The sequence below is a fragment of the Vibrio bathopelagicus genome (assembly GCF_014879975.1).
GTDB classification, from domain to species: Bacteria; Pseudomonadota; Gammaproteobacteria; order Enterobacterales; family Vibrionaceae; genus Vibrio; species Vibrio bathopelagicus.
Genome location: NZ_CP062501.1, coordinates 763,132 through 781,601, shown reverse-complemented (window position 1 = coordinate 781,601; position 18,470 = coordinate 763,132). Strand labels below are relative to the sequence as shown.

The window sequence follows — 18,470 nt, the reverse complement described above, 5'->3', positions numbered from 1 at the left end:
AGAGATCTTGTCTACAAAATTATCAGAACATGAGCATTTTCAATCATTTTCGATATAATTAGAAAAAATGCCTAATATCTAAGTACGTATGAATTTGAAAAAGCTCTTCATTTTATCTCTTGTCAGCGTGTTCTCAGGTTGTGCCGTCTACGCGGGTTTAAACTTCGATGAGCTGTTTGGTGAACAACAAGTTCGTGATCGCCAAACCCCTATTCTTTCAGCTCAAGCGCAACACTTTCTCAACGAAGTTAAACCGATCATTGATAACCGATGTGTAGTTTGTCATGCCTGCTACGACGCACCTTGTCAACTTAAGATGTCTTCAGTGGAAGGGATAGACCGAGGTGCGAGCAAGGCACTCGTTTATCAAGGCACCCGCTTAACGGCTTCTGCCCCAACTCGCTTGTTCGAAGATGCGTTAACAACACAAGAGTGGCGTGCGGCTGATTTCCACCCCGTGCTCAACGAACGTATGCAGAATTCAACCGCTAACTTAGATGCAGGGCTTGTTTCTCGTATGTTGATACAGAAAGAAAATCACCCGCTTCCCGAGCAGACTCAGTTAGAAGGTTTTGACTTTTCAACCGACCGTGACCAGCAGTGTCCGACTATCGAAGAGTACGCTCAATACGAAAGAGATTACCCAACGTGGGGGATGCCTTATGGGATGCCTAACTTAGACAAGGCTGAATACGCGACCTTGATGAGCTGGCTAGAAAATGGCGCTTTGATGAACGAACATATTCCTCTTAGTGAGGCAGAGCAAGAGCTGGTTGATACCTATGAGAAATTCCTCAACAAGAATTCGAGAAAGAGCCAGCTGTCCGCTCGTTACATTTATGAGCACCTGTTTTTGTCTCACGTTTATTTTTCTGACTTAGGACAGCCGACACGCTTCTTCTCGATCGTTCGTTCTGCGACACCTCCTGGCGAACCAGTTAAGCGGATCACGACTCGTCGCCCTTATGACGATCCAAAGGTTCCACGCGTGTACTATCGTCTTATTCCAGAGCAAGGCACGATTGTCGACAAGACACACATGCCTTTCGCCCTCAACGAAGAGCGTCTGCAAAACTGGAACACTTGGTTTGTTGATGCCAATTACACAGTAGACAAGCTGCCAAGCTACGATGTTGATGTTGCAGCCAATCCAATGACTTCGTTTGAAGCTCTACCTGTTAACTCTCGTTTTAACTTCATGTTGGATAACGCGCAAAACACCATCATGGCGTTCATAAAAGGGCCTGTATGTCGTGGTCAGCTTGCGCTCAATGTGATTAATGACCGCTTCTGGGTTTTCTTTATTGATCCAGAGAAAGCCGATGTACCGGAAATTAACGCCTTTTACGCGAGCCAAAAGAAAAACTTAAAACTCCCAAGCGAGTTGGAAAGTAACACAGTCCCTGCGACCAACTGGGTGCGTTATTCAAAGCAGCAAGCACGATACCTAAATGCTAAGTCAGACTTCACAAACAAATGGTTTAAAAGCGGTGTGAACCTAGACACCGGCATCATTTGGGACGGAAATGGCACTAACCCGAACGCTGCACTCACCATATTCAGACACTTTGACAGCGCTTCAGTTGTGCAAGGACTCGTTGGGCCACAACCTAAAACCGCATGGATCCTTGATTACGCCCTACTCGAGCGTATTCACTATCTACTTGTTGCTGGCTTCGATGTATACGGAAACTTTGGCCACCAGCTGATGACTCGTATGTTTATGGACTTCTTGCGTCTTGAGGGTGAAAGTAACTTCTTAACCCTTCTTCCTAAGGATATTCGCCACCTTGAGCACTCAAGCTGGTACCAAAATCAGAGTGTACAATTGAGCGATTTCTTGCAGCGTAATATTGCCCCTTTCGATCAACCGACTAGCGTGGTATACAAAACGGCCGATCCTAAGCGTGAACTGCTAGATATGATCAAAGAGAAGCTGGAACCCGTTCTGGATAATCGTTTTGATATTGTCGAAACAGGCTTTAGTCAGAAGAATGAAGCACTGCTGAATCAAGTAAGTTTGATTAAGGGAGAAGGCCTACGTCATGTTCCCCAATTAGTGATGATCATGATTGAAGGCGAAAGTGGCGAAGATCAACTGTTTACCATGATTCACAACAACGCTCACAGCAACATTTCGAGCCTGTTTAATGAAGAAGGTAACCGTGATTTCGCTAATGACGACTTAACGCTCGTACGAGGCGTTGTGGGTAGCTATCCTGCCTCTTACCTGTCACTGAAAGAGAGCGAGATTCCAACTCTGGTTAAAATGCTACAAAGTTTGAACACTGAAGAGAACTACGTGGCGTTGCTTGATAAGTTTGCAGTACGACGCAGTTCTCCGGAATTCTGGCCGTTCAGTGACCGAGTCCATCGCTGGTATCAACAAGACCAACCGATTGAGTTCGGCCTATTGGATTACAATCGCTTTGAGAACCGTTAGTTCTCACACATGGCATTCAAAACAAAAAATCCTCTGCCTTGGCAGAGGACTTTTTATCTGATACTTGCTTAGAGAGCTCTAAACTCAGCCTAGAAAGCTGATTTTCAGCGAAGAACAGTGAACATCAGACATATTGCTGAAGTGCTGTGAGAGAGTCTTTAACCAGCTCTGTTAAATTTTCAGAGCTATCCCTGTATTGCGTTAATGGGTCGTTGCTAATCTCAATGTCTTTACATACATCAAACAAGGCTAACAGTCCCAAACTCCCTGCTGACCCTTTCAGCTTATGAGCGAGCGATTTTACTTCACGAGCGTTCTCCGCATCGTTGGCATCAACCAGTTCTTTTAACGTCTCAAGGCTGCTTTGTTCAAATAGCCCAACAATCTGCTTCATCTTTTCTAAGCCAAGAATAGACAAGTCACCTTTGATGACATTGGAATCAATCAATTTCATAGGGATCTCTCCTTTATCTTCTGTTTGCGAAGCCTTGATGGCTAGATCAGAGACGACACTCGCCATCTGAGATGAATACAAATCGTTACCTTTATTCTGTTGAAGCTTGTTATTTTGACTGCATATAGAATCGTTGGGATCAGGTTGTGGCAGTAACAAAGTTTTGCCATCAAGCTGAGTCACAACAAGCCTTGCAAGCGCCTCTTTCTCAAGAGGTTTTGGTAAGAAACTATCAAAGCCAGACGCCAAATAGCTTTCGACTTCCTCATTAAACACATGAGCAGATACTGCAATCATAGGCGGTGCATATTGCTCCGGAACATCTGATGAAACCACAACAATGTCTTTCAGTTGTTGGATTAACTCAACGCCATCGCAGTCAGGAAGGTTAATATCAACCAACGCAATGTCGAAGGTTTGTTCGCTGAAAATAGTCCGAGCTTCTAGGCCCGTTGTTGCGATGACGACTTCATGCCCTAAATTATGCAAAAATCCTTCCGCGACGATGCAGTTAACTGGATTGTCTTCTATCAAAAGTACCTTCGCTCGAATACAAGCTTCAATGACCGGCACTTTCGTTTCTATCTTCTCACCGGCTTCAAGTGGTAATGAGAACCAGAACTGGCTACCTTCATCTTCTTCGGAATGAACGCCAATATCCCCATTCATTGCCAACATGATGCTTTTACTGATCGCTAATCCAAGCCCTGTGCCACCGGTTTTGTTGCGGCCACTGTCGGTTTGAGTAAAGGCATCAAACAGAGAAGCTTGTTCACTCACGTCAATTCCGACACCGGTATCTGACACTTCAAACATGACACGATTTTCATCTTCGATATCTAAGCTGATAAAGATATCGACCGAGCCACTTTCAGTAAACTTAATCGCGTTACCGACCAAATTGTTCAAGATTTGGCTGATTCGAGTTACATCCCCACGCCAATAGCGTTGCACATCACTTTCGATATGGAAATCAAAATTTAGCTTCTTCTCAGCAGCGCGCCCTTCCATCAATTGATAGGTGTCTTGAACCATCTGATAAAGATCAAACGAAGCCGTGCGTATTTCTAAATGCCCGGCTTCAATCTTTGAGTAATCCAACACGTCATTCAAAATCGCGAGTAGATTCTTACCGCTGCGGTTAATGATGTCAGCATAGCCTGATTGCAGCGGGTTTAGCCCTGTATCTTTGAGCAATCTTGCAGTACCTAACACACCGTTCATCGGCGTTCGTATTTCGTGACTCATTGTCGCTAGAAACGCAGATTTCGCTCGGCTTGCTTGTTCTGCGGCGTTGCGAGCCTTAGCGTGGTTCCCCACCTCAACATTAAGCTTCTCATTGGTCTTTTGCAGTTGATAGGTTCGGTCTGTGACCAGCTCTTCTAAGTGTTCTTTGTGCTCTTCGAGTTCACGTTTTGCCTTTGCTTCACCCACCGCGACCACTTGCAATGCTTGCGCGGTATTTCTTGCGGTAATAATAGCCTCCCCCATGTGGGCGAGTTCATCACTACCTTTAACTGAAATGTCGATATTGAGTCGGCCTTGTGCAATAGACATCAACGCAGATGAGTATTCAGTAAGACGTTTAACAACCGAGATATACACCACTCGCCACACGATAAACGCGACGATAACCAAACCAATAACCGAAATCACAGACAGCGACCATTGGGCTAGGTTCAAGGTTGACGTTAGCTCATCAACCGCCTTTTTTGTGCTCAAGTTCGAGTCATCAACAAGCTGATTGACGGTGGTGTTTAGCTCCGAGAACAACTGCAAAGTGTTCTGCATTAAGAATTCCGACTTTTGCGTGTTTTCATACTGCTCTAAAGAGATATCAAACACGACCTTACGTCGTTGTAATTCATCAAGAAGTTGAGACATTTGAGCAGATCGAGTTGGGTCTTCCACCGCTTTAACACGACGCGCCATGATTCTGAGGTTCGCCTCAAACTCTGTTTGAATTTGGTGAATACGCTCAACGTTAGTTACGGTCTGAGTTTCTTCGATTTGATTGAGCATTTTAAAGGCCAACAGATGCAATTCGTGCAGGCGCTCTGACAGATCAAGGTCGACTTCAACCAGCGCATCTAGCGCTTGATAAGCCTTGTCTGTTTCTTTGGTTTCTAGCAGGTCATAGATATGTGTGACATTGGCAACCGCAATGGTGGCGGTATTCAAAACTTGTGTGCGGGTTAACTGTTCAAGTTCTTCAGCAAGCAAACGCATTTCTTCTACACGTGACGAAAGCTCCTTGGTCAACCATAGCTTGCGCTCGACGGAAACCCCTAACTCAGCCAATGTATTGATAACGCTTTGAACGTTGTTTTCAAGCTTATGCAGCAGTTTAGAGTCGAAGCTATCGACACCTAAATCTTTGATGTGTTGAAGAAGCGACTCAAGTTGGTCAAACAGTATCGTGCCCGCTTCCTTTCTTTCGGCTTCGTTTCTCGCACTAGAGAGTGTTTGCACAGACGATATAATACGATTACTCAACTCAGAAACCTGACGAGCTTCAATCATCGCGGGTAACGCTGAATCAACAACGTTTCTCTCTGTTTTTGCTACGAAACTAAATCCAGAAACACCAATCAATGCAGACAAAAGAACCAGCAATGCCATCACTAAAAATGAGGCCAGTAGCTTGCGTCCAATACTTGCTGTGGCTAACAACATAAACCCTTAACCTTAAAAACGTTCTTCTTTACCCATGCAGAATACGCTATATTTTGCAGTGTTTCTTATCTAAAACCAATAAAACGGCAATTCATGCTATCTAAACCCTTTGCTTCTAAATGTCTTCTTTCGTTACTGGCTATCATGGCTTTGTCGGCGCATGCCAGTGAGCCAATGAACTCAGAAAAACTTTCAGACTCCAAACCTAAGAAAGAGAAAATCTGCGCCATTTACCCACACCTCAAAGACTCATATTGGCTATCGGTCAATTACGGCATGGTCTCTGAGGCGGAAAAACAACAAGTTGAATTAAGAGTATTAGAAGCAGGCGGATACCCAAACATTGGCAAACAAGCCTCTCAACTTGTACTTTGTACTCAATGGGGGGCTGACGCCATTATCTTAGGTACCGTATCCCCTGATGCTTATCACGATAATCTTTCTGATTGGGTTGGCAACACACCCGTTTTTGCCACAGTAAACGAACTCACTGTGAGTAAAGAACAACAAAAAGCTCTAAAAGGGACTGTCGGTGTTGATTGGTATCAGATGGGGTTTCAAGTGGGTAAATTTCTCGCTAAGCGACATCCAAAAGGTTCTGGTAAAACACCTATTGCCCTGCTGCTTGGCCCTCAGTCTAGCGGAGGCACAAAACCTGTCGCATTGGGCTTCTATGATGCAATCAAAGCAAGTGACGTGGAGATTGAAATCAGCTACTGGGCCGATAACGATAAAGAGCTACAAAGAAACCTTGTACAGCAAGTCATTGAGCAGCCAGATATTCAATATATTGTTGGTAGCGCAGTAGCAATCGAAGCAGCGATTAGTGAATTAAGAGCCGCAGGAAAAACCAAAGAAATCGGTTTGGTCTCGAGTTATTTGAGTCACGGAACTTATCGAGGGTTGCTACGTAACAAAGTGTTGTTTGCGCCAACAGACAAGATGGTTGAACAAGGTCGATTATCCGTTAAACAGGCCGTCAGTTATTTGCGTGCTCAGCCATACGAGAAACACAGTGCACCCACTATCGAAGCGCTGACACCTGCAACGCTCAAAGATCAAATTATCGCCGACTCATTGTCACCTTCTGAGTTTCGCCCGGTATTCAGTGTGAATCCTTAGTGCTATATTGGCTTAAGAACTCAAAACAATAAGAACGAATCAATCATTTAGGGAACATTCATGCAAAAAACAACGCGTACTATGCCAACGCATAAGAATATCGCTTTGGTCGCTCATGACCATTTCAAACCTGAGCTACTAAGATGGGTCAAAGAGAACAAAGAAAAACTACAAAAGCACTTCCTTTATGCAACGGGCACGACGGGTTCTCTACTAAGTAAAGAAACAGGCTTAGCGATTAAGAGTATGATCAGTGGCCCGATGGGCGGTGACCAACAACTTGGTGCGCTTATCTCTGAAGGCAAGATCGATATGATGATTTTCTTCTGGGATCCATTGAATGCTGTACCACACGACCCAGACGTAAAAGCACTGCTTCGTATCGCAAGTGTTTGGAACATCCCAGTGGCGACCAACCGCGCTACCGCTAACTTCCTGTTTAACTCTTCACTGCTTGAAGAAGAAGTGGTCATCGAGATCCCAGACTACGAAGCGTACCTAGCTGAGCGCACTTAATTCTTGGTTATACCAATCGTAGTAAATAACTGTTCATTTTATTAGCGGATAGGAAATCAGATACAAAAAAGCCTGCTTAGTCGCAGGCTTTTTATTTGTCCGAAATTTTGGATCTCATAGAGCTAATTATTTATCGCTCCACACTGCCATCTCATTGCCACTCGGTTCAAGGAAATGAAAACGTCGTCCACCAGGGAAGCTGAATATTTCACGATTAATCTTTCCACCAGCATCAATCACATCACGCTCGGTTTGCTCAAGATTTTCGCTATAGAAAACCATCAGCGCCGCTCCACTTCCAGCATTAGACGCTAGATCCGCCAAATAAAAACCGCCCATTAAGCCTTTACCTTCAAAAGCAGAATACTCAGGTCCGTAATCTTCAAAGCGCCAAGCAAACGCTTGAATAAAAAACGTTTTGGTTGCCTCAATATCGCGAGCAGGAAATTCTATGTAATTGATAGAGCCGTGTTCCATGTCAGCATCCTCTGGTGAACTGTTTTTCAAGTTTGGTATTTTGTGACTTTTTCTAGCGTAGTTATCTTCTTGAAGACCTAACATTGTTAAGGCCTTCAACTGGCGCTATTTTTTACGAACGACCGGATAATCTGAACCGTGAAGTTCTTGTACGAAGCCCGAACCATCACCACTATGCGTAATCCAAACTTTCTCTTTCGCACGTGTCATTGCCACGTAGAACAGACGTCGCTCTTCAGCATAAGGGAAGACATCTGACGATTCCGTCAAAGCACCATCAATATGAAGTTGCTTCTTCTTCGCAGGGAATTGACCTTCGTCTACACAAAGTATAATCACAAAATCCGCTTCTTTACCCTTACTGGCGTGACAAGTCATAAATTTCAGATCGATCGAGGTGAAGATCTTTTTCCAATCTTCCAATAGTTCCGGTTTATGGTAGTGATTACGGCCCAACAACATAACGGACTTGTTTTGTTTGCCTTTAGCCTGCCTGTTCAGCTGATCGAGGATCTTCTCAACATCTTTGCTTGATGAGCTGTAAACCGCCTTCTGTTTCTGTTGCTTAAAGCTGTTCAGTTCTTTTGGCAATTGAATCGGGTTTTCTTGCACAAAGCGATTCGCAACCGCACCTAACTGATTGTTAAATCGATAAGTGGTATCTAAATGGTGGATCGTCGAACTTTCGAACCTGTCTTTAAAGCCAGTCGTTAAATCAACATCCGCTCCAGCAAATTGATAAATGGACTGCCAGTCATCACCTACGGCAAAAATAGAGGCTTGATACTCTGATTTAGATTGATTACACAAGGCTTCAACCAAGGCTAAACGGTCTGGTGAGATATCTTGATATTCATCGATCATGATGAATTTCCAAGGAGAGACAAACTTGCCCTTCTCGACATATTGAGTCGCACGGCTGATCATGGTCGAGAAGTCGATATGATTCTCTTCTTTTAACGCTTTCTGCCACGCGGTAACACAAGGCCAACACAGTGATAATTCACTATTAAGACGCGTGTAGTCTCTATGATCGATAAGCTGCTGTTGTACTTCTTTCTTTGATAGACCCGATGCATTCAACTGCTCAAGCTGTTTCTCTAGCCAACCAATCAATTTCAGATTAGAAACGTGACTTCCGAGTTCATCATCGCCAGTCAGATAAGCTATTGGCCATTTAGATAAGTGCTTTTGCCAACGTTTGAAGTTGGTTGGCGTCATCCAATGTTTTTTAAGCCAATCAATGCACCAAGCTTGGCGTTGATTGTCATCTAAGGCTAATGGAGAAATGACAACACGTTCGGTTTCAACCTGATTCAGAATCTTCAAGCCTAGCTGGTGGAAAGTATTGACTTGCACCTTCTCTGCTGACAAACCAATTTTACTGTCGAGACGCTGTTTCATTTCTTGAGCCGCTTCACGACCAAAGGCAAGCAACAGTAACTCTTCAGCTTGCGCTTGATGGCTTTGCAACAAGTACGCGACACGAGCTGTCAGAACACTGGTTTTACCCGAACCAGCACCCGCAAGAATTAAGTTATGGTCATCGTTCATCAAAACCGCATATTGCTGCGACAAATTCAATGGAGACGACTCACATTGAGCAAACAACACTTCCCAATTCTTTCTTTCAGTCTCTAGCCATTGCTGGTTTCTGTCAGCTTGTTTGATTTCAGTTTCAGACAACCACGGTTTCATTCTAGCAACACGATTTGGCATGCGCTGAGCGGCTTCCTCTAAGCTCATATTCATGCTTTCTAAGTCTGAATTGACCATGTCGACCCAGATGTTCACTTTAGAGTGAGGAAGGAAAGCTGGCAGTTGCTCAAGACGCGTCAACTCAGCCTCCCATTGCGGAACATGTTCTGCAAGCTGCTCACATTGAGTGTCGTGCCAACGTTGATAAGCGGCAACCGACGCACGAGCAAATTGACGACATTGATCCCAAGGTAAACCTTGTACTAACCAACTACGCTGTTGACCATCTTGTTGATTGGCAAAGAACTGTAACGATCCCCAGAACAATCCGCGCTTTATCGCGATCTTGCCACTCCAAATAGTAAACGGAATACGTTCTTCACTGCCTACCGAAGACAGCAGCAGACGTGGACCATCAAGTTCAACCTGATGATATTCATTTTGAATAAAAAACTGTGCAGTCTTGTTAGCGCTTAGCTGCATTGGAGCGTGCTCTTTAATTGGGAATATTGAATTTATATCATGATGCAATAAGAATTAATAATGTCTCTCATCTTATCGACGCTTTCATGACCACCTAAGGCCAATTATGGATAAGTATCAAATTCTTGTGCTTGATTTCTGTTAGGATTATGGTTTTAGTGTGTCAAGTGAGCGACTGTGGACTTTTCTGCCAAATTACGCCCTTATTGGGCGAATAAAACTATAAATTACAGCGTGTTAATTCTCATCACCCTACTCGGTGTTGTGATTCCAGCTTGGTATTACGAACAAAACACACTGATCACCCCATTAATTTTAGGTGTCATCGCGGCTGCACTGGCTGAAAGTGACGACAGTTTTACAGGTCGCCTAAAAGCACTCACCCTAACCTTTATCTGTTTTGCTATCGCAGCCTTCTCCATTGAGCTGTTATTCGATACACCTTGGCTATTTGCATTAGGTCTTTTTGCATCGACTTTTTCATTCATTATGCTTGGAGCAATTGGTCCTAAATACGCGAGTATCGCATTTGGCTCTCTACTGGTCGCTATTTACACCATGCTCGGCGCGCACGAGAGCATCAACTTATGGTTTCAACCATTATTGCTATTAACAGGTGCGGCTTGGTACTACTTCATGTCAATGATTTGGCAAATCGTATGGCCAATGCAGCCTGTGCAGCAAAACCTTGCGACCGTGTTTGATCAAATCGGCACCTATATGAACTCTAAGGCTGAGTTGTTTTATCCGGTGTCTGACCTTGTTCCACAGCCACACCGTATTATCGAAGCCAAACTGAATGCGAGTACTGTTAACGCACTCAACATGTGTAAAGCGACGCTGCTTAACCGTTCTAAACGCGGGCACATCGATGGCCCAAGCGACCGATTCTTGAATACCTATTTCATCGCACAAGACATTCATGAACGTGTGAGTTCAACCCACTACCGTTATCAAGAACTGGCCAAACACTTCGAGCGATCGGATGTGTTATTCCGTTTCAAGTATCTTTTAGAGGCTCAAGCAACCGCGTGTAAAGAAGTCGCGAGTTCACTAAAGGTTGGCGCAGAATACCAACATGGCGATAAATCTGTATTGGCGCTTGATGAATTGATGTCCTCACTCACTCACCTTCATCAGCAAAATAAACCAGAATGGAAACCGTTGCTGAACCAGTTGGATTATCTGTTCAGCAATCTGGCAACCGTTGAAAAGCAGCTATCGAATATCAGTAACCCAGACGCTGAGAAGCTAGAAGAAGATGTGTTAGATGATACCAACCCACATACCTTGACTGCTATGTGGCAAAAGATCAGAGCCAATCTGCACACTGACTCTATGCTGTTTCGCCACGCGATACGTATGGCCGTCACGCTGACGCTCGGTTACGGTATCATTCAAGGTTTTGATATCGAACGTGGCTATTGGATCTTGCTAACGACACTGTTCGTATGTCAGCCAAACTACAGTGCCACGCGACAAAAACTGACAGCCCGTGTGGTAGGCACAGTGGCTGGTTTGTTGATTGGGGTTCCGCTACTGACCTTCTTCCCATCTCAAGAGAGCCAATTGGTTTTTATTGTGATCAGTGGCGTGATGTTCTTTGCGTTCCGTATCAATAACTACGGCTTCGCAACAGGCTTTATCACCTTGTTGGTGTTGTTCTGTTTCAATCAGCTCGGCGAAGGCTATGCCGTGGTATTACCAAGGCTAGCGGATACCTTCATTGGCTGTGCGCTTGCAGTTTTGGCTGTGATTTACATTTTACCGGACTGGCAATCGAAACGACTGCACAAGGTGATGGCAGATGCCCTTGATTCAAATAAGAATTATCTGGCTCAGATCATTGGCCAGTATCGCGTAGGCAAAAAAGATACGCTCAACTACCGTATTTCTCGCCGTAGTGCGCACAATAACGATGCCAACCTGACTGTCGCTATCAGCAGCATGTTGGTTGAACCGGGTAAGTATCGAACCTCTGAAGATGAGAGCTTCCGATTCCTAACACTCAATCATGCTCTACTCAGCTATATCTCGGCGCTGGGGGCTCACAGAACACGTATTGATGATGAGGCGACACACAAACTAGTGTTAGATGCACACAGAGTAATACACGAGCATCTCGATGCTCTGAACGATCAGCTGTATTCTCATCGTGAGCAATGCGAAGTCAAGAATGCTTATGATCCTGAGCTTGATAAACGTTTAAGTGAGTGGAGAGAAGAAGACGAAAGCTCTGTCAGGATGGTCCTACAGCAATTGCACTTGATCTATCGAATGCTCCCAGAATTGCACACTTTGGCCACCAAGTTTGCCGTTAAAGTGAACATCGAAAAGCCTCTCGAAAAGGCGAATTCAGATCCAGAAGATAAAATACTGTAAAAACAGAAAGATACATAATTTGAATACATAATGATCAATAGGTGTATGTATGGTTTATTATACCAATACCTATAAGTAGGGATAGTAAACTAACTGCACGCCCCGTCAGGTAAGGGATCAGGGCATTTTTACTTTGTAGGAATTTCCTGACTTTGATTAACCAAGCGTTAACTTTGCCTGACAATTCTCGGACAAAAAACAACCAGAGCAATTTATAGTTTCCTTAGTTTCAAGAGCCCTCAAACTTCTTTTAATTTTCACTTAATGTGGTTTGATTTCTTGCATCGTTAGTCTATGCTCAATAGAGCATATGTATTTGAACTAAGGTCACATTATGAATACACAGCAATTTGAAGCATTTAAGGAGCAAATACAGCTTCTTAGCCCTCAACAATTGAAGGCACTTCAAGGTGAAATCGACGGAAACCTTGAAACAGATAAGCCAGCTCTTCTTACAGACGAAGAGTTAAACGCTCTAAACGACCTGTTTAATTAGTAGACAGCGATCACTATTTTAGCTTAAGTTCACAGTTTCACCGTAAATTACACCAGTTCACCATTGCGCTCAAAATATCGTCAACCTAGACTCATTCCATACGTCAATTAAAGGTTCTGACATGTCGATTTCAGGGATTCAATCAGGTTATGCCATTATTCAGCAGTCAACCAATATGGCTGAAGAAGCGGCAATTGAACTGAACCAATCCACTCAGCACACTCCCGAATCAAATGACTTATCCCAATCTAGCGATCTTAGCTTCAACCAAATCGAACCTGAAAAATCTCTTTCTTTAAAAGACAAAGAACCCGAACCTGTTTCATCCTCAACAGATTCCGTGATTAAACTGACACAAAGCGCAAGTTACAACCGCGTTGGCGCGAGTGTCGTTGATCGTCAAAACGAAGCCATCGGCAGTCTTCTCGACATCCATATCTGATCTATACTCACACTTAGTGCTTGTTTCCTATGTCCTGAATCCGTTTGATTCAACCACTTTTGATGCTTTTTGACTCTATAAGCACACAAACTGTAACTCATTATATCTGACGCTTGTTTCTGGTTTATTACTCGGTAGAATCAGCGCAAACTATTCTTGCAGCACAAACTTTACTTCGTACTATTTATGCCAAAACTAAATCTGCATCGCCGTGACTATGTTTCTATTTTAGGAGGCGACATCTCCGCAGACGAATTAGAAAAGAAGCTCCAGCCTCATTTTGAAAAGCCAGTAAATAAGCTGACTCCTAGCCCCTACCTGACAGAAAAGGATCTCACACGTCGTTGGACAGCTCTCGATAATGCAGATTCACAGCAAGAACTGCTCGACCCTCATACACAAAGCCAGGTCCAAGCGTATGAGAAAAACATTGAGCACTTTATTGGCACGGTTAAAGTCCCTGTCGGCATATCTGGTCCTTTAAGAGTCAATGGCTTATTTGCTACGGGTGATTACCTCGTACCACTCGCAACGACAGAAGCGGCGCTTGTCGCGTCTTATAACCGTGGTTCAAAGCTGATTACGGCTTGTGGTGGCGCAAGTGCTATGTTGCTCAATGAAGGTGTAACACGTACGCCTGGTTTCGCATTCCAAGGGTTAGTTGAAGCCGGACAGTTTGTGGCTTGGGCTGTGACTCAATATGACCAGTTCAAGATCTTGGCGGAATCAACAACATCACACGGCAAGCTTACCGACATCAACATCAACATCGAAGGCAACCATGTTTACTTGGTGTTTGAATTTCTAACCGGAGATGCCTCTGGCCAGAATATGGTGACTATCGCAACCAACGCGGTATTTGAGTACATCATTGAACATACACCAGTTAAACCCGATCACGCCTTTCTTGATGGCAACTTATCGGGCGACAAAAAAGCCAATACTCAAACCTTGCGCAGCGTTCGTGGCAAAAAGGTCACAGCCGAGGTTAATATCTCTGCTGAACTTGTCGCTAAGTACCTCCATACCACACCAGAGAAGATGGTGCAGTTCGGACAAATGACTACAGTCGGTGGCGCGCTAAGCGGTACGATTGGTATCAATGCCCATTATGCCAATGCACTGGCTGCACTCTATATCGCTTGCGGCCAAGACGCAGCGTGTGTTGCTGAGTCAGCGATTGGTATGACTCGTATGGAGCTCAACAAAGAAGGTGGTTTATACGCGAGCGTGACGCTGCCTAACTTGATGTTAGGGACAGTCGGTGGCGGTACAAGCCTACCAAGTCAAAAAGCCTGTCTCGATTTACTAGAGCTGCATGGCAACGGCAAATCACAAGCCCTCGCTGAAGTCTGTGCTGCACTATGTTTGGCGGGTGAGTTATCCATTGTAGGCGCATTCTGTGCGGGTCACTTTTCGCGAGCTCATCACAAGTTAGCGCGCTAGTTTCTGTTATAAAGCCTTAAACCGACCGTTGTCACGCATTGAGTGAGTTGTGTATGGATTACTTACATTTATCGCGAGTGAGCCTTAAACACCTCACTGCGCTTCATATTATGCTAAACACCCACAGCGTCACTCAAACCTCAGAGCAACTCTTTGTCAGCCCTTCGAGTGTGAGTAAGACATTGTCTCAGCTACGTGACATTCTCAACGACGAGCTTTTCTATCGAGACGGCACCAAGCTGATCCCGACTCCCTTTGCCCTGAAAATAGCTCCCACCGTTCACGCGATTCTTTCCAGCATGAACGGGCTACTTCACCAAAAAAGTTTTACTCCTCAAGAGTATCAAGGCAGCTTTTCACTTTCGATGCGTGAAAGTACCTTCGAAGTGTTTGCCTCGAAGATCAGCAAAATCACCACTGAACTTGCACCAAAAGCCAAACTTAATATCTATTCAAAACAGGAGCTTGGATTCGATGCTTTGCTCAGTGGTAAGGTCAATTTGATCTTGTTGCCCCATGATATATCCCAACCACCAACGGATAATAAAGAGTTGGTGTGGGAAACGATTCTTCCTGATGAAATGGTTTGTTTGATGGGCGCTCACCACCCTCTCGCTCAGCAAGAGCTAACGGTTGAAGGCTATTTAGATTACAAACACATTGGGATCTTAGATAACGAGCTGTCTAAGCCTTACTTTGAGCAAAACTTAGTGCAATGTCACAAGCCGAGAGATATGGCGATATCGGTAGCGGATTTTGGCGCAGCGGCGGTGCTGTGTCACCACACACCGTTCCTCTTCACTTGCTCTAAACAATGGACTGGGCATGCCAAACAAGCACAAGGCTTGGTAAGTAAGCCGCTCCCTTTTGATTACGGTAAAGTGGCGTATAGCTTAGTGTGGAACAAGCCAAACATGAATGACCAAGCGATCAAATGGTTGTGTGATTTGTTCTTAGAAGCTTAGGTTTTGCAAGAAAATAGCTTTTTATAAACTGCCAGGTTTTTATAAGAGACTAACTATATACCTCAGGTGTTTGCATTGGCCTTTGAACAATTAAGTAGAGCTTGTCATGAAAACTCTGCATCTGTTGTTCTGTACATTTAGGCCACTCCAAAGCTTCACCAATTACTCCATGATGTTGAAACGCATTCAGCCGAATTCGAACATCACTTGGCAAGCCCTTCAAGTAGTAACCGACCTGCTCTACCTCGATATCGAGGTCACTTTTATTAGGGATATGCAGCAACCGGACTTCATGTAACTTTCCTTTATCTGCTAAGTAGTTGATGGTTTCAAACACTCGATGGTTCCCTCTACCCACTAGCCATTGATGCGTTTCAGATTGCCATGATTTTAGGTCGATCATTGCACCATCAAGGTAAGGCAACACCTTATTCCACCCTTGTTGCGACAGTGAGCCATTACTATCAATAAAGCACGTGAGATGACCCAATTGCGGATCGCTTTTGATCGCTTGAAATAGTTCGATGATAAACGGCAATTGCATCGTCGCTTCGCCACCCGAAACGGTAATACCACTCAGGAAAAATTGATTATGCCTGACAAGTTCAAGCACCTCTGAGACCGTCATCGTGGTGATTTTAGGGCTCGACTTATGATCACAGGTATCGATGCACTGATCGCAGTTGGTACAAGCTACCGGATCCCACTTCACTTTGCCTTCAACAAGACTTAGAGCACTGCTCGGGCAGCCACTAACGCAATCTCCACAATGGTTGCAGTGGTTGATTGTGTGTGGGTTATGACAAGTGATGCAATCGAAATTGCAGCCCTGTAGGAACAGTACCAAGCGATTTCCGGGTCCATCAACACAAGAAAAGGTCAGCACACGGCTGACCTTCGCTTGTTTTTCTGTCTTATTATTTTTAACCCTAGCCATTTGAGTTGTTAGATCAGAAATTTTCATAATTCACATTGTTCGCATTCGAAACGCATCACACACACATAACACACGCACGTTAAATCTATTCGTATGTCGGTGACATCTCTAAGCTTGCCACACGTGGCTTACGCTCTAGGATACCAGTATTTTTTGCAGCTTCAGCACCAAGGAAAGTGGTATTGGTGCGTGAACCTTGCTCGTCGTATTTCGCAATATCAGACAGCTTAATCATGTAGCCAGTCACACGGACTAAGTCGTTCGATGCAACGTTGGCAGTAAACTCACGGTAACCCGCTTGGAGCGCCCCTTTGCACAAGTTAAACATCGCTTCTGGGTTTGATTTCACCGTTTCGTCGATCGTCAGAATGTCACTGATGCCTGAGGTGTAGAACTTATGGTGACCAGCCGTCGCACGTACATAAGAAACTGGATCAGGTTCTGTTCCATAAGGAATACGCACACCAGGTGTCACATCTTCGTCTAAGCTAATACCACCTTGAGCGTGCAACAAGGCTTTACCTTCTAGTCCATACTTCACTTCAGAGCTTTCAACGATCTCTGCCAGATTTTCAGAGATACGATGTCCAAGTTGGTTGGCTTGTTCATCGTGACCATAGCGCCCTGCTTTGCCTTCTTTCTCCATTAAGATGTTGACCGCTTCAGCCATGCCGTAAATGCCAAACATTGGCGCAAAACGGTCCTCTTCAATCAGGCATTCTTTGGTTAAGAAACCCTCGAAAAAGTTTGATTCTTCATGTAAGAAACGGCTGCGCGCGTTCATTAACTCAACCATGATACTGCTGTAGTTAGGCAATACTTGCTGTAAGAAGTCTACGCTATCCTCAGATTTCAGAGCCACTTGCTTCAGGTTCATACGTACTAGCGTGTTTGAACCACCCGCCAGAGGCAAAGAGTTGTAGCAACTCACAATGCCAAAACGCTTATCACCGTACGCAGCGGCGTGTGCAGGATAATTGGCAATATGCGGCTTGCTGCATTCACAAATGTTGCTCGCCGCATGACGAAGCAGATCATCAGGCGTGACGGCAGGGTCATACATAAAAGTTAAGTTAGGCGCGATCTGCTTCAATTCAGCATCCACACGTAAAATGGTGCGGCATACAATATTGTCACTTGGCCCAATATTCACGTGCATAAATGCATCTGGTAGTGTGCGATCCAGCATGATCCAGAACAGCTTCAGCTTTTGATATACCTGCTCATCCGTCAAATCGCCAACAAAAGGCATCAACACATCGTCCAACTGACCTAAGTAAACCGGAATTGAAGTCACCGATGGAACGTGATGATAAAGGATGGTGAGCATGTTCAATGCTTCGTCGAAATTAGTTGCCGCGCTAAGCTCTAAATACTTTGAGCCTTGATGTAAGTATTTAGAATAATCAGGAAGCACATAGCGCGGCTTAAATGGAGCGTGCCCTTCAAACATGTCACACAGCACACCTTGTTGTAAGGCTTGCTCTACTTCATTGCTTACCGGCATATACGGCAGGCTAGCTTCAGCTTCTAAGGCAAGATAGCTCGACTTCTGTTTTGGGGACAGGTTGGCATCTGAAATGATATTGCTAAAGCGTTGTTGTTGCAGTGAAAATGGTGAAGAAGTAGATGACGCAGATTGGTGGCTCATGATTAAACCCTTAATATTTTTATGGGCTTATTTTATATCTCATACTTACATTTCCACTAATGAAATGTATGCAAGAGTATATTTCCAAAATGGAAACAACCACAGAGAAACTGGCAGCTGTCGGTTTATCAATTATGAGGTTAGGGTGTAGCAAGATAGGACGAGTAATCAGACAATATTAGAAAGTAGCTTTAGCTATTTAGCTATTTAGCTATTTAGCTATTTAGCTATTTAGCTATTTTGTTTGAAACACAAGCGCGTAAAAATAGAAAACCCACATAA

Annotated in this window: 13 protein-coding genes; 8 read left to right on the top strand and 5 right to left on the bottom strand. The window is 44.3% G+C overall.

The window, feature by feature from the left end; all coding sequences use genetic code 11:
* Window positions 1-88 precede the first annotated feature (88 nt).
* Window positions 89-2,443, top strand: a complete 2,355-nt coding sequence (locus IHV80_RS19820) for a fatty acid cis/trans isomerase (RefSeq protein WP_192891997.1) — start codon at window positions 89-91, stop codon at window positions 2,441-2,443.
* A 124-nt stretch (window positions 2,444-2,567) separates the two neighbouring features.
* On the opposite strand, the gene torS is transcribed toward IHV80_RS19820, so the two are convergent.
* Window positions 2,568-5,573 carry a TMAO reductase system sensor histidine kinase/response regulator TorS gene (gene torS / locus IHV80_RS19815; RefSeq protein WP_192891996.1) on the bottom strand — a complete coding sequence of 1,002 codons (3,006 nt, stop codon included), beginning with the start codon at window positions 5,571-5,573 and terminating at the stop codon, window positions 2,568-2,570.
* A 93-nt stretch (window positions 5,574-5,666) separates the two neighbouring features.
* On the opposite strand from torS, the gene torT reads away from it, so the two are divergent.
* Window positions 5,667-6,695 carry a TMAO reductase system periplasmic protein TorT gene (gene torT / locus IHV80_RS19810; protein ID WP_192891995.1) on the top strand — a complete coding sequence of 343 codons (1,029 nt, stop codon included), beginning with the start codon at window positions 5,667-5,669 and terminating at the stop codon, window positions 6,693-6,695.
* Window positions 6,696-6,755: 60 nt separating this feature from the next.
* The gene (locus IHV80_RS19805) at window positions 6,756-7,211 is read left to right on the top strand and encodes a methylglyoxal synthase (RefSeq protein ID WP_017105060.1); all 456 of its coding nucleotides are present in this window, start codon (window positions 6,756-6,758) and stop codon (window positions 7,209-7,211) included.
* Window positions 7,212-7,337: 126 nt separating this feature from the next.
* Here the strand turns inward: IHV80_RS19805 and IHV80_RS19800 are convergent, their stop codons facing one another.
* Window positions 7,338-7,688, bottom strand: a complete 351-nt coding sequence (locus IHV80_RS19800) for a VOC family protein (protein ID WP_192892182.1) — start codon at window positions 7,686-7,688, stop codon at window positions 7,338-7,340.
* Between the two features lie 105 nt (window positions 7,689-7,793).
* Window positions 7,794-9,869: a DNA helicase IV gene (gene helD, locus IHV80_RS19795; RefSeq protein WP_192891994.1), complete on the bottom strand. Its 2,076-nt coding sequence runs from the start codon at window positions 9,867-9,869 to the stop codon at window positions 7,794-7,796.
* Between the two features lie 177 nt (window positions 9,870-10,046).
* On the opposite strand from helD, the gene yccS reads away from it, so the two are divergent.
* The 5 genes from yccS (at window position 10,047) to IHV80_RS19770 (ending at window position 15,600) form a co-directional block, all read left to right on the top strand.
* Entirely contained in the window at window positions 10,047-12,251 is a 2,205-nt protein-coding gene (gene yccS, locus IHV80_RS19790; protein ID WP_192891993.1) for a YccS family putative transporter, read from the top strand.
* A gap of 334 nt (window positions 12,252-12,585) precedes the next feature.
* Window positions 12,586-12,747: a hypothetical protein gene (locus tag IHV80_RS19785; RefSeq protein WP_192891992.1), complete on the top strand. Its 162-nt coding sequence runs from the start codon at window positions 12,586-12,588 to the stop codon at window positions 12,745-12,747.
* A 121-nt stretch (window positions 12,748-12,868) separates the two neighbouring features.
* Window positions 12,869-13,189 carry a hypothetical protein gene (locus tag IHV80_RS19780; protein ID WP_192891991.1) on the top strand — a complete coding sequence of 107 codons (321 nt, stop codon included), beginning with the start codon at window positions 12,869-12,871 and terminating at the stop codon, window positions 13,187-13,189.
* Between the two features lie 186 nt (window positions 13,190-13,375).
* Window positions 13,376-14,635 carry a hydroxymethylglutaryl-CoA reductase gene (locus tag IHV80_RS19775; RefSeq protein ID WP_192891990.1) on the top strand — a complete coding sequence of 420 codons (1,260 nt, stop codon included), beginning with the start codon at window positions 13,376-13,378 and terminating at the stop codon, window positions 14,633-14,635.
* A gap of 53 nt (window positions 14,636-14,688) precedes the next feature.
* Window positions 14,689-15,600, top strand: a complete 912-nt coding sequence (locus IHV80_RS19770; protein ID WP_192891989.1) for a LysR family transcriptional regulator — start codon at window positions 14,689-14,691, stop codon at window positions 15,598-15,600.
* Window positions 15,601-15,649: 49 nt separating this feature from the next.
* On the opposite strand, the gene IHV80_RS19765 is transcribed toward IHV80_RS19770, so the two are convergent.
* Window positions 15,650-16,564, bottom strand: a complete 915-nt coding sequence (locus IHV80_RS19765; protein ID WP_192891988.1) for a YjjW family glycine radical enzyme activase — start codon at window positions 16,562-16,564, stop codon at window positions 15,650-15,652.
* A 58-nt stretch (window positions 16,565-16,622) separates the two neighbouring features.
* Window positions 16,623-18,188: a YjjI family glycine radical enzyme gene (locus IHV80_RS19760; protein WP_192891987.1), complete on the bottom strand. Its 1,566-nt coding sequence runs from the start codon at window positions 18,186-18,188 to the stop codon at window positions 16,623-16,625.
* Window positions 18,189-18,470 lie beyond the last annotated feature (282 nt).

Coding starts and splice junctions, on each gene's coding strand:
- IHV80_RS19820 (WP_192891997.1), top strand. CDS start 89: ATGAATTTGAAAAAGCTCTTCATTTTATCTCTTGTCAGCGTGTTCTCA.
- torS (WP_192891996.1), bottom strand. CDS start 5,573: ATGTTGTTAGCCACAGCAAGTATTGGACGCAAGCTACTGGCCTCATTT.
- torT (WP_192891995.1), top strand. CDS start 5,667: ATGCTATCTAAACCCTTTGCTTCTAAATGTCTTCTTTCGTTACTGGCT.
- IHV80_RS19805 (WP_017105060.1), top strand. CDS start 6,756: ATGCAAAAAACAACGCGTACTATGCCAACGCATAAGAATATCGCTTTG.
- IHV80_RS19800 (WP_192892182.1), bottom strand. CDS start 7,688: ATGGAACACGGCTCTATCAATTACATAGAATTTCCTGCTCGCGATATT.
- helD (WP_192891994.1), bottom strand. CDS start 9,869: ATGCAGCTAAGCGCTAACAAGACTGCACAGTTTTTTATTCAAAATGAA.
- IHV80_RS19785 (WP_192891992.1), top strand. CDS start 12,586: ATGAATACACAGCAATTTGAAGCATTTAAGGAGCAAATACAGCTTCTT.
- IHV80_RS19780 (WP_192891991.1), top strand. CDS start 12,869: ATGTCGATTTCAGGGATTCAATCAGGTTATGCCATTATTCAGCAGTCA.
- IHV80_RS19775 (WP_192891990.1), top strand. CDS start 13,376: ATGCCAAAACTAAATCTGCATCGCCGTGACTATGTTTCTATTTTAGGA.
- IHV80_RS19770 (WP_192891989.1), top strand. CDS start 14,689: ATGGATTACTTACATTTATCGCGAGTGAGCCTTAAACACCTCACTGCG.
- IHV80_RS19765 (WP_192891988.1), bottom strand. CDS start 16,564: ATGAAAATTTCTGATCTAACAACTCAAATGGCTAGGGTTAAAAATAAT.
- IHV80_RS19760 (WP_192891987.1), bottom strand. CDS start 18,188: ATGAGCCACCAATCTGCGTCATCTACTTCTTCACCATTTTCACTGCAA.